This window comes from Flavobacterium micromati (assembly GCF_900129585.1).
Taxonomy (GTDB): Bacteria; Bacteroidota; Bacteroidia; order Flavobacteriales; family Flavobacteriaceae; genus Flavobacterium; species Flavobacterium micromati.
Genome location: NZ_FQWF01000001.1, coordinates 214,622 through 229,135 on the forward strand (window position 1 = coordinate 214,622; position 14,514 = coordinate 229,135).

Genomic DNA, 14,514 nt, shown 5'->3' on the forward strand with positions numbered 1-14,514 from the left:
AATTTAATTCATTTTTAATAAGCAGCTCATTTATAGTATTATTGGCAGCACAAAAGCAAAATTTTATAAGAACTAATGTATTTAATATCTTTATTCTATGCATCTTAACAGCCGAATTTCACGATCTTATATAAGGAAGTGTACAGATTATTTATTTCTCTTTTCCATAAAAAATCGTTTCATCAAATCAGCAGCTTCGAGGGCTAGAACACCGCTGACTACTTTAGTTTTAGGATGCAACTGTGTACCCATTTTTATAAAACCACGGTTTTCATCAGAAGCTCCATAAACAATTTTCGAAATTTGGCTCCAGTACAATGCACCAGCGCACATCTGGCATGGCTCGAGTGTAACATAAAGCGTGCAACCTATTAAATATTTGCCTCCAAGATAATTTGCAGCAGCAGTGATTGCCTGCATTTCAGCGTGAGCCGTAACATCATTTAGTAACTCGGTTAAATTATGACTTCGAGCAATGATCGTATTATCAACTACAATAATAGCACCCACAGGAATTTCATCTTTATCAAAAGCCATTTCCGCTTCATGTAACGCTTTTTTCATAAAGTATTCGTCGGTAAAAGGATTTATCATTGTAAGTTAAATTTATTGATCTTTATTTCTTTTTAAAACTAGTTTTTTAACGATTGTAAAAATACAATTTCAAATCGTACATTTGCTTTATGACGAATAATTTACTTTCAAACCTCAATAATCCCGACGATTTACGTCTTCTTGACGAAGCCCAACTTCCGCAGTTAGCTCAAGAATTACGCAATTTTATTATAGATATTGTATCTGTAAAAGAAGGACATTTAGGAGCAAGTCTCGGTGTTATCGAATTGACAATTGCACTGCATTATGTCTTTGACACACCAAATGACTTACTGGTTTGGGATGTAGGTCATCAAGCTTATGGACATAAAATTCTAACTGACAGAAGAGAAAATTTTCATACAAATAGACAATTAGGTGGTATTTCTGGATTTCCTAATAGAAGTGAAAGTATTTATGACACCTTTGGCGTAGGCCACTCCTCTACTTCTATCTCGGCTGCGCTGGGAATGGCAATTGCTTCAAACTTGAAAGGAGATTATGAAAAACAACATATTGCGGTTATTGGCGATGCTTCAATAGCTTCCGGAATGGCGTTTGAAGGCTTAAATCATGCGGGTGTTACCGATGCAAATTTATTAGTAATTCTTAATGACAATGCCATAGGAATTGATCCAAGCGTTGGCGCCTTAAAAAAATACTTGACCGCTGTTAAAGAAGGTAAAAACCCGAGACAAAATAATATGATTAAGTCATTGAACTTTGATTATTCAGGTCCAATTGACGGTAACGACATATTTGCTGTAATTAATGAATTAAAAAGACTAAAAGACATAAAAGGCCCAAAGTTCCTTCATATCACCACCATAAAAGGAAAAGGACTTAAACAAGCCGAGGAAGATCAAGTAAAATACCACGCTCCTGGGAAATTTGACGCTATTACTGGTGAGATACACAAAAAATTGGAGGGCAATCTACCTCCAAAATTTCAAGATGTTTTTGGGCTGACCGTTTTAGATTTAGCTCAAAAAAATGAAAAAATTATTGGAATCACTCCTGCAATGCCATCAGGAAGTTCTTTGAATTATATGATGGCTGCTTTTCCAGATCGCGCTTTTGATGTGGGAATTGCTGAACAGCACGCTGTCACTTTAGCCGCCGGAATGGCAACACAAGGGATGATTGTGTATTGCAACATCTATTCTACTTTTTTACAAAGAGCTTATGACCAAGTAATTCATGATGTGGCGATACAAAACTTACCTGTAATTTTTTGTTTGGATAGAGCTGGTTTAGTGGGTGAAGACGGCGCTACACATCATGGCGTTTTCGATCTAGCTTATTTACGATGTATCCCAAATATGATTGTGTACGCTCCGCGGGATGAGATTGCACTTCAAAATATTTTATACACCGCACAATTGGGCTTAAATCATCCTATTGCAATTCGGTATCCTCGAGGTCGCGGATCTATTACTGATTGGCAATCAAAATATTTAGGAAAATATGACAAAATAGAAATCGGCAAAAGTGCATGTCTAAAGGAAGGTTCTAAAGTTGCTGTTTTGTCAAATGGTACAATTAGCAACAACGTCACTTTGGCTGTGGCCAAAACAAAGCATCCTGAAACTGTTGCACATTATGATTTTCCATTTGTAAAACCGATAGATGAGATTCAATTGCATTCTATATTTAAAAAATTCGATTCAGTTATAACAATTGAAGATGGAACAGTAAAAGGTGGTTTTGGAGGTGTAATTTTAGAATTTGCAGCAGCAAACCATTATCACTCAAAAATAAACGTACTTGGAATTCCAGACCAATTTATCGAACATGGAACTGTAGCTGAATTGCAACAATTGTGCAAAATTGACGTTAAAAGTCTCGAAACACTTTTTTCAAGCTATTAAATTAATTATTTTGCTTGATTAAATATAATCGCGTCAAAATGAAATTATTTTCTTTTACCTTATTACTGTTTTTATGCTCTTTCTCTTTTAGTTGCTTAGCTCAAGACACAGTTGCAATTTACCTATCAGATACGCTAAGACCTGCAAAACTTCAATATGTGAGAGTGACTCCAAAAACAATAAAACTGAAAATTCAAACTAGAACACAATACTTACCTTTCACGTATTGGAGTAAAAAAAATACATTAGGTTTTGACATTTCTCAGATCGCTTTTGTCAACTGGAACGCTGGTGGAGCTAGCTCAATCTCAGGACTATTAAAAGGAAATTTTTATAGAAACTACAACAAAGGAAATTTGAATTGGTCAAGCGAAATGATATTTAGGTACGGGATCAATAAACAACAAGGAGAAAACATCAGAAAGACTGACGATGCGTTTCAAATTAATTCTACTTTTGGATATCGCACTGAGGAAAATTCTAATTGGTTTTATTCTGCAAAATTCAATTTTAACACCCAATTTACTAATGGGTATGCTTATCCAAATACTAGCAGAGCAATTTCAAAACCATTTGCACCAGCGTATATTTTCATGGGAGTTGGTGCTGAAAACATCAATAAAGAAAAAAACACATTCTTTTATATTTCACCTTTTACATTTAAAACTACCTTAGTTTTAGATCAAACATTAGCAAATCAGGGAGCTTTTGGGGTTGATAAAGCGGTTTTCGATTTAAACAATAATTTAATCAGTGAAGGAAAACAAACGAGAATGGAACTTGGTTTTTTATTTACCAGCAAATTTAAAAAGGAAATTTTTAAAAATATAATTTTTGAAAATCGGTTAAGTTTGTATTCTGACTATATAAACCGTTTTGGAAATGTAGATGTTGACTGCGATTTGCAATTTGCATTAGTGGTTAATCAATATGTAAAAGCCAATATAGGAGCGCAAATAATTTATGATGACGACATAAAGTCAAAAAAAGAAGTTTCAGGAGTACAGGTTACAGAAGGTCCAAAAACGCAAATTAGGCAAGCTCTTAGTATAGGAATTGAATATGTTTTTTAAGAAGAAATCCTTATTGAAAAGAAGTTTTTAGAACTTTAAAATTATAAATCACTAGTTCTTTACAGCAGTTATCGTTTTATAAAAAAGCAGCGCATTTCCATCTGTAAGCATAGAAATAAAATGGCAAATGTGAAGCAATCTTTCATAGAGATTGTCTTTTTCTACATGATACTTTTCTGGTAATAACTTTAGAATTAATGCATCATAGTTGGACTCCTTTCCATCGTATTTATTATTGTACGCAGTTATAAATTTGTCTAAAAGGGTTTGAATAATTTGGTAACCTACAATTTCTTTTTCGATCACTTCCCGACTTTGATAAATATTATCAACGCTGATTTTTATGATGTCATCCATTTGGACTTTATATTTGCTTTTATCCATCAACGAATAAGGAAATTTTCCGTTTAAAATAGCTTCTTCATTTTCAATAAAAACTTTAACTGCATCATTAATTAAACTGCCTATTGCTAGTGCTCGTAAATAACTAATTCTGTCTTCCTTAGTAGTCAGCGTTTTATATTTTGATGTATCGATGCTATCTTTTACCAATTTAATTAAATATTCCAATGCAAAATCTTCTGAAACTAAACCTAGATTTATTCCGTCTTCAAAATCAATAATGGTATAACAAATATCGTCGGCAGCTTCTACTAAATACGCCAAAGGATGTCTTTCAAATCCAATGTCATTACCTGATTTATTTGGGATCATTCCCATGTCAGCAGCAACTTCCTCAAAAAATTTTTTATCAGTTTGAAAAAAACCATATTTTTTATCGGCGATATTTCTTGTTGGTTTTTTAGGCAGTGATTCCTTTGGATATTTCATAAACGCGCCAAGGACGGCATAAGTTAATCTAATACTTCCTTCAATTCCAGGCCGTGAACTTGTTACAACCGAAAAGCCATTAGCATTTCCTTCAAAATCAATTAAATCTTGCCATTCTTTTTCAGCGAGATATTCTTTGAATTTTTGTCCATTTCCAATTGAAAAATACTCTCCAATTGCTTTTTCACCAGAATGTCCAAATGGAGGATTTCCAATATCGTGCGCTAACGAAGCTGCAGCGACAATAGCTCCAAAATCATTCATGTGAAAACCGTGAGCTTCTGTTAAATGCGGATATTTCTCTATAATCTTTTTGCCCACTAATCTACCCAAAGACCGTCCAACTACTGAAACTTCTAGACTGTGCGTCAATCGCGTGTGTACAAAGTCGGTTTTTGAAAGAGGAATGACTTGTGTTTTATCCTGTAAACTTCTAAACGGTGCCGAAAAAACAATTCGATCATAATCAACTTCAAAACCTAAACGCGTATCATCTTGTTCTACACGCAATCTTTTGCCTTTGTCGCCTTGCCTTCTTAGTGATAAAAGTTGTTCCCAGTTCATCATTGTTACACGTAATTTTCTGAATGTTTAAGGAGCGAATATAAAGAAAAAGAAGTCAGTAGAACTAAAAAATAGCTGCAAAAGATTACAGCTATTTTATTGAAAGGGCAATTCAAGAATAAGAAAAAAATAACACCTTTTTATTCTTTAACCATTGAGAAATGTAAGTCGCATTTTTACTAAACTTAATTTCGTAATGGTTTTATAAAAATTTAATGGTTGAGCGATAGATTTTTTACCCTCAAAAAAGATATAAAATCCTAAATATTCTTAAAACTATTTCTCCCCAATCCACGCATTAATTTTCTTTTCTAATAATGCCAATGGCATTACTCCAGATTCCAATACTTTTTCATGGAATTTTTTAATGTCAAATTTAGTTCCCATTTTAGCTTCTGCTTTTTTGCGAAGTTCGATTATCTTGAGTTGACCAATTTTATACGAAAGCGCTTGTCCAGGAATGGCCATATAACGCTCAATTTCGGGGATTATGCTGGCTTCACTTTCAGCTTCATTGGCTAATGAATATTTGATCGCTTGCTCTCTACTCCAGCCTTTTGAATGCAATCCTGTGTCTACTACTAATCGCACCGCTCTGTGCATTTCATTGCCTAACATCCCAAAATACTGATATGGATCTTGGTATAATCCAAGTTCTTTTCCTAAACTTTCTGTGTATAATGCCCAACCTTCACCATAAGCACCAAACCAATTGAATTTTCTAAAATCAGGCAAACTTTCATTTTCTTGTTGCAGCGAAATTTGGAAATGATGTCCGGGAATCGCTTCATGCAAAAACAAATCTTCGTCTCCATACATATTATAATTGGCCACATCAGGAATGGGAACATAAAAAATGCCAGGGCGAGTTCCGTCTTTCGTTCCTGGATTGTATTCAGCGCTAGCCGTTTTTTCTCTAAAAGCTTCCGTTCTTCTGATTTCAAATTTGGTTACAGGCTGCAACGAGAATAATTTATCTACGTTGGGTTTGATGCGGGTGTATATATTTTGAAAATTCACAATCACTTCCTCTGGTTTTGTAAAGGGCTTTAATTCCTTTTTGTTTCGCACTTCTTCAAAGAATTCTAATAATGTTCCTTTGAAACCAACTTGCATTTTTACTTTTTCCATCTCGGCATTTAGTCGCGCTACTTCTTTTAATCCTAATTCGTGAATGGCTTCAGGAGTCATTTCTGTAGTAGTCCATTGCTTCACGTATGTTGCGTAAAGCTGTTTTCCAAAAGGTAAACTTCCTATTCCGCTTGTTGCTCGCGAAGCTGGCAGGTACTCTTTAGTCAAAAAATCAGCCATTTTCTTGTACTGCGGAATCAATTTATTGGTAATTGTTGCCGTATATTTTTCGGTTAAATCTTCTTTCATGTTTTCAGGAAACGAATCGGGCATTAATTTTATTGATGAATAAAATAAATTATCCTGAATATTAGGAGTTTCCATTTCTGCAAATTGTGGAATTAACTTTACCGTTAACGCCCTGGGTAGCATAACGCCCTTACTAAGCCCTTTTTTCATGTACACCATAGCCGAATCAATCCAAACGGAATATTTATCCATTCTAACGAGGAAATTAGTATAATCTTTTTCGGTTTTAAAAGGTTGTGCGCTTGTTCCTCCAGCTAATTGTCCCATCGTGAGATGCGTGCCCCAAAATTGATGGATTGGGAGCAAATTTGTAGGTTGCTTTAACAAATCTTTGCCAATTTCAACTTCCCATTTAATGATTTCATAACTGTTTTTTTCCTCTTCAGTTAGATCTTCGAAAACAACATTTTGTAATGCAGTTTGGTATTTATCAAAAAAAGCGGCTTGCGATTTTCTATAACTGTCTGTCATTTCAAATTGCAATTGATCGTTGTACTGATTTTGACCACTTTGAGTTGCACCTAATGGATCAAGCGCATTTTTATTGTCAAAATAGTTTTTAGTCAAAGTGCTAAAATCTTCTTTTTTTTCCTCTGATTTGCAGTTTATTAAAAGGACAACAGAGGTAAGTGTAAAAAGGAAAATGGTTATTTTTTTCATGGTAGAGATTTGTGATTTATGAAGCTAATTTATTGCTTTTTTTTCAATCTTTACCATACGATTACTCGTTCTTTTGAAGAATCGATTTCTTTTTTGTCATAAAATTAAGTTAACGGCATGTTGTGATTCTTGTTTTACAATGATTTCGGCTAAATTTAGGATCTTAATAATATACCTAAATGAGAAAAAAATCCTTTTTCATTTTGTTAGTTGTGGGTAACATGCTAACAATTGAAGCGCAAGAGAAAAAAGAAACTACTACTATGAATCCATTTTTTCAGGCTTATGACACGCCTTTTCAAGTTCCACCTTTTAACAAAATTAAAAACGAACATTTTAAACCTGCTATTTTAGAGGGAATTAGCAAGCACGAAGCTGAAATTGCTGCTATTGCAAACAATACTCAAGCTCCTACTTTTGACAATACGATTCTTGCAATGGAGAATGCAGGGACGTTATTAAGTGATGTAAGTTCGGTTTTTTCTAATTTGAATTCGGCTAATACAAATAAAGAGATTCAAAACATTGCTAAAGAAGTAGCGCCAAATCTTTCTGCACACAGAGATAATATTTACTTGAATGAGAAATTATTTGCCAAAGTAAAAGCACTTTGGGATAAAAAAGGAAGCTTAGGTTTGAATTTGGAACAAGCAAAAATTTTAGATAACGCGTACAAAGACTTCGTGCGAAGTGGTGCTAATTTATCGAACGCAGATAAGGAGATATTGCGTAAAATAAATGGAACGCTCTCCCTTAACAGTTTGAAATATGGACAAAATATTTTGGCGGAGACCAATAAATATGAATTGGTTATTAATGCCAAGAAAGATTTAGCAGGCTTGCCACAAGGTTTGATCGAAGCCGCTGCCGCTGATGCTAAGGCAAAAGGCAAAGAGGGGAAATGGGTATTTACACTTTCTAATTCTAGCGTTATGCCATTTTTGCAGTACAGTTCTAAAAGGGCGTTGCGCCAACAAATTTGGGATGCATACCAAACAAGAGGTAACCACGATGATGCTTTTTATAACAAACAAAATGTAATAGAACTAGCCAATCTTCGCGGGCAAAAAGCGCGCTTGCTAGGGTATACTTCACATTCTACGTATGTGTTAGAAGAATCAATGGCCAAGACACCGCAAAATGTGAACAAATTATTGAATGATTTATGGAAACCAGCTTTAGAAATTGCTAAAACGGAGGCCGCTGATATCCAAAAAATGATGGCAAAGGATGGTATAAAAGGTGCAGTTCAACCTTATGACTGGCGTTATTACACCGAGAAAATTAGAAAGCAACGTTTTGATCTTGACGAAGAAGAATTAAAACCTTATTTCAGTTTAGACAATGTGAGAAAAGGAGTTTTTCAGGTAACTGAAAACTTATATGGAATCAAAATCAACGAATTAACAAATGTTCCAAAATACCATGAAGACGCTACAGTTTGGGAAGTAACCGAAAAAGACGGTACGCATCTTGGTGTTATGTATATGGATTTTCACCCTCGTGAGTCTAAGCGTGGTGGCGCATGGATGACCTCGTACAGAAGTCAGAAAACAGTTGATGGCAAACGAATTGCTCCAGTTGTTTCTATCGTTTGTAATTTTACGAAACCTTCCGCTAATGTACCAGCACTTTTAACTTTTGACGAAGTGACGACTTACTTCCATGAGTTTGGACATGCCTTACACGGCTTGTTGTCTAATGTAACCTATAGAAGTTTAGCAGGAACAAGTGTTCCTAGAGACTTTGTTGAGCTTCCTTCTCAAATTATGGAGAATTGGGCTGCTGAACCTGAGGTATTAAAACTGTATGCTAAGCATTATAAAACAGGAGAAGTTATCCCTGAAGCGCTAGTGAATAAATTGAAAAAGGCTGGTACTTTTGATCAAGGTTTTACAACCACAGAATATCTTGCAGCTTCATTTTTAGATTTAGAATACCATTCTCAAACCAAGGATATCACGGTTGACGCAAACACTTTTGAAAAGGCAGCAATGAAAAAGATTGGTTTGATTGAATCTATCATTCCTCGATACCGCAGCACCTACTTCAGTCATATTTTTTCAGGTGGTTACTCTTCTGGATACTACAGTTATATCTGGTCTGGCGTTTTAGACACAGATGCTTTTGAAGCGTTCAAAACAACAAGTTTATTCAATCCAGAAAAAGCAAAATTGTTTCGTGAAAACGTGTTAGAGAAAGGTGGAACCGAGGATCCTATGGTTTTATACAAACGTTTCCGTGGTGCTGAACCAAGTATCGAACCATTGTTAAGAAAACGTGGCTTAGATAAAAAGGAAGAATCGCTCAAAAAACTAAAAGGATAGATTCTACCGCATAAAAAAAGAAACCCTAGAACAATTGATAATCGTTCTAGGGTTTTTTCATTGCAATTAAAAGTGTTTTTATCCGTGGTACACTCTAGAAGCAATAATTTTATCTTCTCTGATGTCTAAAACTTCGGCAATTTGCTTATCGTCTTCGCCTTCCGCAGATCTCGTATATTCCACAAACACACGATCTCCATTAGCTGTAACCGATTTTACTTTGTAGTTCAAGCTTGGTAAACGCTCAAAAGCCTCTTGCCACCATTCTCGTAATGCTTGTTTGCCAGTGATAAAGCCGTTTGTTGTGGGTTTTAATGATTTTAGTTTCGGACTAAAATGCACAACGTCTTCGTCGTATAAAGACAACAGTTTTTCTATTTCTTTGTTGTTGAAAGTATCAAACCACTTGAAAGCAATTGATTGTAATTTTTCGGGAGTCATGTAATTTTTGGTTTGATTTAAAATAAAAATCCCATTCCGTAGAAACGGATGGGATTTCGTTTTATTATTATAAAGTTCGTTTTAAACGTTCTTCAAATTTATAATTTCTTGTTCAGTAAGTAATCTCCACGTTCCACGAGGTAAATTCTTTTTGGTTAAACCAGCAAAAGCAACTCGGTCAATTCTCAATACATCGTAACTAAAATGCTCAAAAATAGAACGAACTACCTTAACATTGGCAGATCTTAATTGCAGTCCGATTTCACTTTTTGCTTCTCCGTCAATATAACTTACATCTTCAACAAAAACACGGTGTCCGTCAAGAGTTAACCCTTTATTTATTTTTTCCAAGTCCTCAAATTTCAAATTTTTATCTAACGAGACTTGGTAGATCTTTGATGATTTCTGACTCGGTAAAGTAAACTTCCGAATCATATCGGTATCATTTGTAAACAATAACAATCCAGTTGTATTCTTGTCCATTCTTCCTACTGCGCCAATTTTTGCTGTAGTAGAGCCTCTAACTAATTCCAATACATTACGATATTCCTGACCTTCGTCCATCGCAGTTGTAAAGTTTTTTGGTTTGTTTAGTAAGATGTATACTTTTTTCTCTGGTGTAAGTGTAGATCCGTCAAAATTCACTACATCGCCGGGTTTTACCATATATCCCATTTCGGTAACGGGAATTCCGTTTACTTTTACAGTTCCTGACTGAATATAAATATCGGCATCACGACGCGAACAAGCACCGGAGTTAGCTATGTATTTGTTTAAACGAATTTCGTCTTTTACTTTTGGTCTTTTAGCCGCTTGGTTTGGCTTTTTCTCTACTTTATCAGTAACAACCTCTGCAACTTTAGTATTAATTTTTACTTTTTTTGGCCCTTGTGCCCGTTTTTGCATCGCAGGTTTTGGCTTGTTAGAACTTGGTCTTGAACTATTTGTCCTAGCACCACTTCCTTTATTGTTGCCTTGCTTATCATTCATAATATTCCTTAATTTGCGCAAAGGTACTATTTATATAATTGATAATCAATAAGTGAGCGTCATAAAACGGTAAATGCTTAACTAATAAGTATATTTATTGATTAGGTTCTTTTTTTTGGAGCTTTTTACGTCGTCAATTCGCTGCGCTCGGGTCCCACTCCCGAAGCTTCGGGACAATCAGGGCTAGCAATACAGTGCTATAATCAACTTTCTGTAAAGAGAAATATTAGTTCATATTACCGTTGTTTATAACTCATCAAATCATCAATAACAATCGTTTTCCATGCCACAATACCGCTGGATTGATTAATACGATACAAAACACGCCTGAAACAATTAAAAATTTCAAAACATTGTGCAATAATAAAAATTGTTCTTTGCTATTGGATTTCCACAAGTAAAGCAAGAAGAAAATCAGGATTATCAAGCAGGAGTAAAAATAAATATTCATTAATCCTACGTCTGAAATTTCAATTATAACATAAACGGGAACGATAATCAAAATAGTCAAAACAGTAATAATTTGCTTCGAAACTGTTTCTCCGTATACTATCGGAATGGTTTTATAATCGTTTGCTAAGTCGCCCTTTAAGTTCTCTAAGTCTTTTATCATTTCACGCACTAGAAGTAGCAAAAATAAGAAAGAAGCGTGAGCAAATATTGCGGCAAGTTGTGTTTTATAATTCTCAATATCTTCAAATGGAATCCGAGTGTAAAAGTAAAGTAATACAGCAAAAAACGGAAGAATCGCAAGTAAGGCGGCGGTTAAATTACCTATTACAGGATATTTTTTTATTTTATGAGAGTAGAACCAAATGAAAAATATATAAGCTGAAAAGAATAAAAATACACGCCAAGACACAAAAAGTGCCATTAATGAAACTATGAAATTAAGCGTGAAATAAACATTTAATTTGGTTTTTTGACTTATCAACCGATCTAGCATCGACTTTTGCGGCCGATTAATTAAATCTTTTTGAGAATCGTAAAAATTATTAATGATGTATCCGGAGGCAATTGTTAAAGAGGAAGCAAAAACTAAAATAAATAAATTAAAATCTAGTAAAACCTCAAGTGCTCTTTTTTCTGGTGCCAAAATAAAAATAGAGGATAAATATAAAGCCAGAATAATTACAGGGATATTGTAGCCTCGAACTACAGAGAACAAACTTGCAATTTTCATTAAGAGAAGTTTCTGCTTTCTGTTCATTGAAACATCTTTTTAGCCACAAAGCCACAAAGTCGCTAAGTTTTTTATTTATTAGTTTTTAAAATACTATCGTTTTTGAAATCTATTTTTGTCCTCTGGGACGATAAAAAAACAGCAACAAATTTTAAAACTGATATACCACCTCGAGTTTATAATCAGATAGAGAAGCTTTTGCTCTTTCTAAATCTTCAGTAAAACCTAGAATATATCCTCCTCCGCCAGAGCCACATAATTTTAAATAATAATCGTTGCTATCAATTCCTTGTTGCCAAATCCCGTGAAATTGTTCTGGAATCATAGGTTTGAAGTTATTCAAAACTACTTTAGATAGTTTCTTAGTATTCATAAACAATGATTTCATATCTCCGCCGAGGAAATTTTCAACGCAAGCATCAGTATATTTAACAAATTGATTTTTTAACATAGCACGAAAACCTTTGTCTTTTAAGTTTTCCATAAATATATTTACCATTGGTGCAGTTTCGCCCACAATCCCTGAATCTAGCAAGAATACAGCGCCTTTTCCATCAAAACTTTGTGTTGGAATTCCTGTTGCTTCAATATTATCTTTAGAATTAATCAAGATTGGAATACTCAAATAACTATTTAATGGATCTAAACCTGAACTTTTTCCGTGGAAAAAACTTTCCATTTGGGAAAATATATTTTTTAACTGCAATAATTTTTCACGTGTTAAATTTTCTAAAACCGTGATTTTATTGTGCGCGTATTTATCATAAATAGCAGCCACAAGTGCGCCACTACTTCCTACTCCATAACCTTGCGGAATGCTAGAATCAAAGTACATTCCTGTATCAACATCTTCTTTTAATAGTGCTAAATCAAAAGTAACTAATTTTGGTTGCTCGTTTTGTAACGTTTCTAAATAAGTTACAAATCGTTTCAGGTGGCCGTTAGATTTAATAGCTTCGTCAGAAGGATTTTCATCTCTTTTCAAAGCACCATTATAAAAATTGTAAGGAATTGAAAGCCCTTTTGAGTCACGAATGATTCCGTATTCTCCAAAGAGTAATATTTTTGAGTAAAATAAAGGTCCTTTCATATTGTGTTGTAAATTATCAATTTGGGGTTGGTAATTGCATTTTTTCTATAATTCTACTTGGTCACCACGATTTGCTTCGTGAATCCTAAGCTCTATTGTTTCTTGTTCTTCTGCTGATAATTGCATCCAAACTTCTTTTTTCTGTGAATTAAAAATCTTTTTCACAGCTTCGATTACTGCTTTATCGTCAGTTTCTACTAACAATTTGATTAGTTCTAACTTTTCTAATTGAAGATCCATAATTTCAGCTCTTTAAAAAACTAAAGGTAACTAAAAATAAATTAAATCAACACAGCACCATCTCCAACTTGGTCACAAAGATAATGACCATTTTGGCAATAGCCAACTAATTCGTCCTTAATAAATTGCAATACGTTCTCTTTATCGCTATTTGGATACAATACATGCACATTTGCACCAGCATCAAGTGTAAAACAGACAGGAATTTTAGTCTCATTTCTGAAGTGCCAAATAGCATTTATAATTTCTAATGTGTTAGGTTTCATTAGTATAAAATACGGCATTGATGTCATCATCATCGCGTGTAACGTCAAAGCTTCACTTTCTACAATTTCAATAAACTCGGGTAAGTTTCCAGTTTCAAAAACGGCAATCAATTTGTCTAAATTTTCATGCGCTTGAGCAAATCGCCTTTCGGCAAAAGGATGGTCGTGCATTAAATCATGGCCTATTGTGCTAGAAACTTGTTTCTCGCCTTTATCAACAAGCAAAATAGTGTCTTGAAAATCGATAAAATTCTCGTGAATAGTATTTGTAAATTCCACTCCAAATAAATCCGAACTTCCAGTAATATTTTGATGTTTCCCCCAAACTACAACTTGACCTTTCACGCTTCGGCAAGCGCTTCCAGAACCTAAACGTGCGAGCAATGAAGCTTTTTGGTAAAAATACTCCTCAGTCATATCAGGATTTAATACTTTTTCCAAGCTCATTAAATTCATTGCCAGAGCTGCCATTCCTGATGCCGAAGAGGCAATTCCTGAACTATGCGGAAACGTATTTTGTGTGTCAATCGTAAAATGATAGTCTTTCAAAAAAGGCAAATAGACTTCAACCCGTTCAAAAAACTTCTGGATTTTTGGTTTAAAGTCTTCTTTAGGTTGTCCTTCAAAAAGTAGGTCGAATGAAATAGAATCTGCTGTCTCATTGAGCTTGCTTGCACTTAGCGAAGTCGAAGTATCGATATTTTTTTTGGCGAAAGCCAATTTAGTTATCGTTTTACAATTATCCAATGTAAAACTAACCGAGGGATTCGCAGGAATTTGGTTTTCTTTTTTCCCCCAATATTTTACAAGTGCGATGTTACTAGGTGCGCTCCACTGAAAATTACCTTGTTCAACAGAATGTGAATATTTAGACGGAATAAAATCGTTTACTGAAATCATGAATTGAAAATTTACGCAAAGATACTTTTTTTGGCGTATTTGTTTATCCGTTTATATGACTATTCGTTCGAAAGATTTGAGTAAATTTGGCTCGTATTATAAAA

12 protein-coding genes are annotated in these 14,514 nt (G+C 34.4%); 3 read left to right on the forward strand and 9 right to left on the reverse strand.

Annotated elements, in window-relative coordinates:
* Positions 1-147: 147 nt before the first annotated feature.
* On the reverse strand, positions 148-594 hold the full coding sequence (locus tag BUB42_RS00900; protein WP_073016274.1) for a nucleoside deaminase: 447 nt from the start codon (positions 592-594) through the stop codon (positions 148-150).
* Between the two features lie 89 nt (positions 595-683).
* On the opposite strand from BUB42_RS00900, the gene BUB42_RS00905 reads away from it, so the two are divergent.
* Positions 684-2,465, forward strand: a complete 1,782-nt coding sequence (locus BUB42_RS00905) for a 1-deoxy-D-xylulose-5-phosphate synthase (protein WP_073016275.1) — start codon at positions 684-686, stop codon at positions 2,463-2,465.
* A gap of 38 nt (positions 2,466-2,503) precedes the next feature.
* The gene (locus BUB42_RS00910; protein ID WP_084118254.1) at positions 2,504-3,538 is read left to right on the forward strand and encodes a DUF3078 domain-containing protein; all 1,035 of its coding nucleotides are present in this window, start codon (positions 2,504-2,506) and stop codon (positions 3,536-3,538) included.
* 51 nt (positions 3,539-3,589) lie between these two features.
* Here the strand turns inward: BUB42_RS00910 and dgt are convergent, their stop codons facing one another.
* Together dgt and BUB42_RS00920 are read right to left on the reverse strand one after the other, a co-directional pair.
* Entirely contained in the window at positions 3,590-4,933 is a 1,344-nt protein-coding gene (dgt, locus tag BUB42_RS00915; protein ID WP_073016277.1) for a dGTP triphosphohydrolase, read from the reverse strand.
* 276 nt (positions 4,934-5,209) lie between these two features.
* Positions 5,210-6,973: a DUF885 domain-containing protein gene (locus BUB42_RS00920; RefSeq protein ID WP_073016279.1), complete on the reverse strand. Its 1,764-nt coding sequence runs from the start codon at positions 6,971-6,973 to the stop codon at positions 5,210-5,212.
* Positions 6,974-7,152: 179 nt separating this feature from the next.
* Here BUB42_RS00920 and BUB42_RS00925 point away from each other — a divergent pair, with 179 nt between their 5' ends.
* Complete coding sequence (locus BUB42_RS00925) at positions 7,153-9,300, forward strand: M3 family metallopeptidase (RefSeq protein WP_073016281.1); 2,148 nt, start codon at positions 7,153-7,155, stop codon at positions 9,298-9,300.
* Positions 9,301-9,378: 78 nt separating this feature from the next.
* Here the strand turns inward: BUB42_RS00925 and BUB42_RS00930 are convergent, their stop codons facing one another.
* The 6 genes from BUB42_RS00930 to BUB42_RS00955 form a co-directional block, all read right to left on the reverse strand.
* Entirely contained in the window at positions 9,379-9,741 is a 363-nt protein-coding gene (locus BUB42_RS00930) for a nuclear transport factor 2 family protein (RefSeq protein ID WP_073016283.1), read from the reverse strand.
* An 81-nt stretch (positions 9,742-9,822) separates the two neighbouring features.
* Positions 9,823-10,731 carry a pseudouridine synthase gene (locus tag BUB42_RS00935; protein WP_073016285.1) on the reverse strand — a complete coding sequence of 303 codons (909 nt, stop codon included), beginning with the start codon at positions 10,729-10,731 and terminating at the stop codon, positions 9,823-9,825.
* 256 nt (positions 10,732-10,987) lie between these two features.
* Positions 10,988-11,941: a geranylgeranylglycerol-phosphate geranylgeranyltransferase gene (locus BUB42_RS00940; RefSeq protein ID WP_073016287.1), complete on the reverse strand. Its 954-nt coding sequence runs from the start codon at positions 11,939-11,941 to the stop codon at positions 10,988-10,990.
* A gap of 124 nt (positions 11,942-12,065) precedes the next feature.
* On the reverse strand, positions 12,066-13,004 hold the full coding sequence (locus BUB42_RS00945; RefSeq protein ID WP_073016289.1) for a mevalonate kinase family protein: 939 nt from the start codon (positions 13,002-13,004) through the stop codon (positions 12,066-12,068).
* Between the two features lie 45 nt (positions 13,005-13,049).
* Positions 13,050-13,244, reverse strand: a complete 195-nt coding sequence (locus BUB42_RS00950; RefSeq protein WP_073016290.1) for a hypothetical protein — start codon at positions 13,242-13,244, stop codon at positions 13,050-13,052.
* A 41-nt stretch (positions 13,245-13,285) separates the two neighbouring features.
* Positions 13,286-14,410, reverse strand: coding sequence for a diphosphomevalonate decarboxylase (locus tag BUB42_RS00955; protein WP_073016291.1), 1,125 nt, complete (start codon positions 14,408-14,410; stop codon positions 13,286-13,288).
* Positions 14,411-14,514 lie beyond the last annotated feature (104 nt).

What these genes read in the sequence shown, in the direction of transcription:
- BUB42_RS00930 (WP_073016283.1), bottom strand. Translation starts at nt 9,741, where the DNA reads ATGACTCCCGAAAAATTACAATCAATTGCTTTCAAGTGGTTTGATACT.
- dgt (WP_073016277.1), bottom strand. Translation starts at nt 4,933, where the DNA reads ATGAACTGGGAACAACTTTTATCACTAAGAAGGCAAGGCGACAAAGGC.
- BUB42_RS00950 (WP_073016290.1), bottom strand. Translation starts at nt 13,244, where the DNA reads ATGGATCTTCAATTAGAAAAGTTAGAACTAATCAAATTGTTAGTAGAA.
- BUB42_RS00945 (WP_073016289.1), bottom strand. Translation starts at nt 13,004, where the DNA reads ATGAAAGGACCTTTATTTTACTCAAAAATATTACTCTTTGGAGAATAC.
- BUB42_RS00905 (WP_073016275.1), top strand. Translation starts at nt 684, where the DNA reads ATGACGAATAATTTACTTTCAAACCTCAATAATCCCGACGATTTACGT.
- BUB42_RS00940 (WP_073016287.1), bottom strand. Translation starts at nt 11,941, where the DNA reads ATGAACAGAAAGCAGAAACTTCTCTTAATGAAAATTGCAAGTTTGTTC.
- BUB42_RS00955 (WP_073016291.1), bottom strand. Translation starts at nt 14,410, where the DNA reads ATGATTTCAGTAAACGATTTTATTCCGTCTAAATATTCACATTCTGTT.
- BUB42_RS00935 (WP_073016285.1), bottom strand. Translation starts at nt 10,731, where the DNA reads ATGAATGATAAGCAAGGCAACAATAAAGGAAGTGGTGCTAGGACAAAT.
- BUB42_RS00920 (WP_073016279.1), bottom strand. Translation starts at nt 6,973, where the DNA reads ATGAAAAAAATAACCATTTTCCTTTTTACACTTACCTCTGTTGTCCTT.
- BUB42_RS00910 (WP_084118254.1), top strand. Translation starts at nt 2,504, where the DNA reads ATGAAATTATTTTCTTTTACCTTATTACTGTTTTTATGCTCTTTCTCT.
- BUB42_RS00900 (WP_073016274.1), bottom strand. Translation starts at nt 594, where the DNA reads ATGATAAATCCTTTTACCGACGAATACTTTATGAAAAAAGCGTTACAT.
- BUB42_RS00925 (WP_073016281.1), top strand. Translation starts at nt 7,153, where the DNA reads ATGAGAAAAAAATCCTTTTTCATTTTGTTAGTTGTGGGTAACATGCTA.